Genomic DNA, 4,946 nt, shown 5'->3' with positions numbered 1-4,946 from the left:
GGCAAACCCCCAGCCGTGGTCTACTGGCTAAGAAAAGACGAAACCCAATCAGGTCAGCAGGAGCAAAGAGTAGCTTAATTTACGCTGAACACTGTCCAAACACTGGGGAGTAGCTCAGAATTCCGCGATCTGGACCGCGAATTGCCGGTGATCCGCGATGACCGCAAAGTGTCCGGCTACATTCGCATGGAGCAGAAAAAGGGCCTGATCGGGATCTATGAAAAGGCCAATCCAAACACGGTTTGGGAGGATCATTGCCCTTGGGAAGCTGAGAACGAATTGTTCGAGGCAGATTATGACCGGGTCATGCCGTGGCTGGAAGAAGCGATGGTCCGCATGCCGATCTTTGCCGAACTGGGGATCACCCGCGATGTGCACGGTGCGATCTCGCATCCACCCGATGGCAACCCGCTGATCGGCCCGGCGCCCGGCGTGCGCAACTACTGGTGCTGCTGCGGCACGCAGATCGGCATCGGCTGGGGGCCGGGGCTGACCCGGGAACTGGCGCGCTGGATGGTTTATGGGGCGGCGGATATTTCGATGCGCGACTACGATCCGCGCCGCTTTGGCAGCTACGCCACAAAGGACTGGCAAGTGGTCAAGGCCAAGGAGGATTACTGCCTGCGCCATGAAATCCCGTTTCCGCATTTCAACCGCCTTGCCGGACGTCCCGTCAAGCCCTCGCCCCTCTATGATGTGCTCAAGGCCAAGGGCGCGGTGTTTGAGGAGGTCTACGGGGTTGAGCGGTCCCGCTGGTTCGCCCGCGATGGCGTGGCGCAGGAAGATCATTACGCGTTCCGCCGCACGGTGGTCGATGACATGGTCGCCGCCGACGTCAAGGCGGTGCGCGAGCGCGTCGGGATCATGGATGTGACCGCCTTTACCAAGGTGTTGGTCGAAGGGCCGGGCGCCTATGATTTGCTGGATGGGCTGACCGCGAACCGCATGCCGCAAAAGGATGGTTCGATAACGCTGACCCATATGCTGAACCGTCGCGGGCGGATCGAGCTGGAAACGACGATTGTGCGCTTGGCCGAAGACCGGTTCTATCTGGTCTGCGCAGCCTTCTTCGAACAGCGCCTGCTGGATCACCTCGCGCAGAACCGGGAGGCCGAGGGTGCGACTATCACGGCTCGCTCCGACAGTTGGGGTGCCTTGTCGCTCAACGGTCCGCGCTCGCGCGATGTTCTGGCCGCCTGCACCGACGCGCGGCTCGATAATACAGCGTTCCGCTGGCTTTCCGCACAGGAGATCACCATCGCCGGACATGATGTCTGGGCTTTCCGCATGTCTTATGCCGGGGAGCTTGGCTGGGAGTTGCACATGCCCTTTGCCGCCATGCGCGATGTCTATGACGCGCTTTGGGCAGCGGGTGAGGCCCATGGCATGGCCGATTATGGCAGCTTTGCCATGAACGTGATGCGCATGGAAAAGGGCTTCAAAGGCGCGGGCGAGTTGACCAACGAGGTCACGCTGGCCGAAGCCGATGTGCTTCGATTTGCCCGCACGGACAAGGACTATCTGGCCGGGACAAGACGCTCAACACTGACCTGCCATGGGTTTGCGCCTATCTGGAGATCGATCCGGATGGAGAGAACGACGGCCACGGCGGCGAAGCGGTGACGCTGGACGGCAAAGTTGTCGGTTCCACGGCGTCGGTCGCTTATGGCCATACGATCGGCAAAATTCTCGCCTTTGCCTATATCAAACCCTATGCCGCCGTACCCGGCACGGCGCTCGAAGTGATCATCCACGGCAAACCCCGCGCCGGCCGCGTGCTTGGCGAACCGGCCTATGATCCGCAGAGCCTCCTGCCGCGCACCGATGCCCTGACGGAACCCGCCCTATGACCCCGGTGGATATTGCCTTTGCCCGGGCCTATCACGCGCTGACGATTTTGGTGGCCGCCCCACGCCCGTCCTGTCGGGCTTTGCCGGGTGGTCGCTGGCGCTGCCTGCCGTGAAACCGTCCCGCACGGTCCCGGCGGCGCAACTGCTCAAATCCTGGTCCGAGGGGCATATCAATGCCACCGTGCACCTGCGCGACGCGATCCGCGAGTTGAGCGATTTTGCCGATTGGCAACAGACCTATTCCGTGGACGAGGTCGGTCAGGACTTTCTCGACCGCTATGGCTGGTTCGAACTGGTCGGCCCCGAGGGGCATTTCCGCTCGGACGAAGTGCGGGCCTTTATCGCCTATTGGGGCGAGCGGCTGTACTACCCCTGGCACCTGCACGAGGCGGAAGAGCTCTATTTCATTCTCGCAGGTGAAGCGCTTTTTGAGGCTGAAGGCGCGCCTCCGGTGACATTGAAGGCGGGCGAAGCATGCCTTCACAAAGCAAACCAGCCGCATCAGATGACCACCGGTGACAGCCCCGTATTGGCGCTGGTGCTGTGGCGTGGCGCGGGCCTTTCTGGTGTTCCGCGCATGGGGGTGTCATGAAGATCGTCCGTATCTCACTTTGGCACTTGCCGCTGACCAGCCACACGGCCTATCACATGGCCTCTGGCAAAAGCTGTGAGACGGTCGAGACAGCGGTCATTGCCGTGGAGACCGATACCGGCCTCACCGGTTGGGGCGAGGTTTGTCCCATACCGCATTACCTGCCCGCATATGCGCGGGGGGTTGGACCGGCACTGGCCGAATTGGCGCCGGTGCTGATCGGCGGGGACCCGCTGGGGGCCGAGGCGCTGATCGCGCGCGCGGAGGCCTGGCTGCCCGATCACCGTTATGCCAAATCGGCGCTCGACATTGCGTTTTGGGACCTGACGGGACAGGCCGCCGGGCTGCCGCTATTCGCGCTTTTGGGTGGGCAGAGGCAGGCCGACTTGCCGCTCTATCATTCGATCACCTGCATCGCCCCGGACGAGATGGTCCGCATCGCGCGTGAGGCGCAGGCCAGCGGCATCACCCAGTTTCAGGCCAAGCTGGGCGCGTCGGGCGATTGGGCCACAGATGTCGAGCGGCTGACCAAACTGTGCGAAACGATCGGTCCCGGGCCGCTGATTTATGGCGACTGGAATTGCGGGGCCACGTCGCTGGATGCGATCCGCGTGGGCCGCGCCGTGGCGCATCTGGATGTCATGCTGGAACAACCCTGCGCCACCCTGGCCGATTGTGCCCGGGTGCAGCGCGCCACCGGGTTGCCCATGAAACTGGACGAGTTGGCGCATGACGCCGGCACGCTTCTTGAGGCGCATCGCCTTGGCATAATGGACGCGGTCGCGCTGAAACTGTCGAAATTCGGCGGGCTGTCCGCGCTGCGCCGGGCGCGTGATCTTTGCCTGCATCTGGGGGCCAGGATGTGCATCGAGGACACCTGGGGCAGTGATATCGCCACCGCCGCTGCCCTGCATCTGGGCGCGGCGACCGACCCGGCGCGCGTGCTCAATGTCTGTGACCTATCGGGCTATGTTGCGCCGCGTCTTGCCCCCGATGCGCCCACGCGGAGCAATGGCCGTATCGCGCCGCCCACCGGACCGGGGCTTGGCATCACCATCGACCGGGCAGCGCTGGGGCAGCCCGACCTCATACTGGACTGACATCGTGAACCGCATTCACACCCAAGCCGATTGGATCGCCCGCGCCCGTGCCGTCCTGCCCGCTGCGGGCTTCGGCAATTTCGACGCCTCTATCGTGATCGCGCGGGGCGAGGGGGGCCGCGTCTGGGACGAGGACGGGACCGAATATGTGGACTACCTGATCGGCTCCGGACCCATGCTTCTGGGCCATGGTCATCCGGAGGTGATGGAGGCCGTGCTGGAGCAACTGCCGCTTGGCATGACCTTCTTCGCCAATAATGCGCGGGGCATCGAACTGGCCGAGGCCATTTGCGATGCCGTGCCCTGCTGCGAACAGGTCCGGTTCGTGACCTCGGGGGGCGAGGCCGACATGTATGCGATACGCCTGGCGCGCGCCTATACCGGCAAGCCGAAACTCCTGAAATTCGAAGGTGGCTATCATGGCATGTCGGCGGAGGCGCAAATGAGCCTCGCGCCCGCGCAACAGGTCAATTTCCCGACCCCGGTCCCGGACAGCGCGGGCATTCCCCAAGGCGTGGCGGATGAGATGCTGATCGCGCCGTTCAACGATCTTGACGCCGTCAGCACTCTATTGGCTGAACATGACGATATCGCCGCCATCATCGTGGAGCCGTTACAGCGGATCATCCCCGCACAGTCCGGCTTCCTGCAGGGTTTGCGCGATCTTTGTGACCGGCATGGCGTTTTGCTGATCTTCGACGAGATCGTCACCGGTTTCCGCCTTGCCTATGGTGGCGCGCAGGAACGCTACGGGGTGGTGCCGGATATCGTGACGCTGGGCAAGATCATTGGCGGGGGCTTCCCTCTGGCCGCATTGGGGGCCAGCGCCGAGATCATGGCGCATTTCGACAAGGCAGCGGTGGGGCCGGAGAAGTGGCTGATGCAGCTTGGCACCCTGTCCGGCAATCCGGTGGCCGCGGCGGCAGGGCTCAAAACCATGGAAATCCTGCGCCGTACTGGGCAATACGAGCAATTGCGCGCATCCGGCGAACGGTTGATGGAGATGCAATCCGGGGCGCTGAACGCGCAGGGCATTGCCCACCGGATCTGTGGCGATCCAACGCTGTTTGACATCTATTTCACAGATGCTGATCCGCTCGATTACCGCAGCGCCCGGCACAGTGATCCAAGGCGAAACGAGGTCTGGAACTGCACGCTGCGCGCCAACGGCGTCTTCAAAAGTCCGGGGAAACTCTACCCGTCGCTGGCCCTGACCGATGCGGATATGGTGCTGACGCAGCGGGCGGTGACACGCGCCGCGCAAGCGGTTGCCGATATGTCAGGTTAGGTGTTCAGTCCCGGCATTTGGTGGATCGGATTTAGGATGAAACGATCTGGCTCTGAAGTCCAGATCTTGCAGATGTATTCGTAAGGCGTCAGCCCGCTGAGGGTCTTGAGCCTGCG

Annotated in this window: 3 protein-coding genes and 2 pseudogenes; 4 read left to right on the top strand and 1 reads right to left on the bottom strand. The window is 62.9% G+C overall.

The genetic code is table 11. The annotated features are described in order from the left end of the window. Positions 1 to 117: 117 nt before the first annotated feature. From PGB28_RS21170 to PGB28_RS21155, 4 genes and pseudogenes are all read left to right on the top strand, one after another. A pseudogene (locus tag PGB28_RS21170) lies at positions 118 to 1,850 on the top strand (glycine cleavage T C-terminal barrel domain-containing protein); the annotation flags it as partial. Between the two features lie 109 nt (positions 1,851 to 1,959). Next, positions 1,960 to 2,442 (top strand): dimethylsulfonioproprionate lyase family protein, encoded by a 483-nt coding sequence (locus PGB28_RS21165; RefSeq protein ID WP_271423491.1) that lies wholly within the window; start codon positions 1,960 to 1,962, stop codon positions 2,440 to 2,442. Next, positions 2,439 to 3,542 carry a mandelate racemase/muconate lactonizing enzyme family protein gene (locus PGB28_RS21160; protein ID WP_271423490.1) on the top strand — a complete coding sequence of 368 codons (1,104 nt, stop codon included), beginning with the start codon at positions 2,439 to 2,441 and terminating at the stop codon, positions 3,540 to 3,542. Before PGB28_RS21165 ends, PGB28_RS21160 begins: the two co-directional genes overlap by 4 nt. A 4-nt stretch (positions 3,543 to 3,546) precedes the next feature. Further along, complete coding sequence (locus PGB28_RS21155; RefSeq protein ID WP_271423492.1) at positions 3,547 to 4,830, top strand: aspartate aminotransferase family protein; 1,284 nt, start codon at positions 3,547 to 3,549, stop codon at positions 4,828 to 4,830. Here the strand turns inward: PGB28_RS21155 and PGB28_RS21150 are convergent. Further along, a pseudogene (locus PGB28_RS21150) lies at positions 4,827 to 4,946 on the bottom strand (IS481 family transposase); the annotation flags it as partial. The gene PGB28_RS21155 and the pseudogene PGB28_RS21150 overlap by 4 nt on opposite strands.

The organism is Primorskyibacter aestuariivivens (assembly GCF_028023675.1).
Classification (GTDB): Bacteria; Pseudomonadota; Alphaproteobacteria; order Rhodobacterales; family Rhodobacteraceae; genus Marinovum; species Marinovum aestuariivivens.
Note: the sequence above shows the minus strand (reverse complement) of the source record. Positions and strands in the feature narration are given on the sequence as shown.

Excerpts from the sequence above, each read along its gene's own strand:
- PGB28_RS21160 (WP_271423490.1), top strand. The coding sequence starts at position 2,439 with ATGAAGATCGTCCGTATCTCACTTTGGCACTTGCCGCTGACCAGCCAC.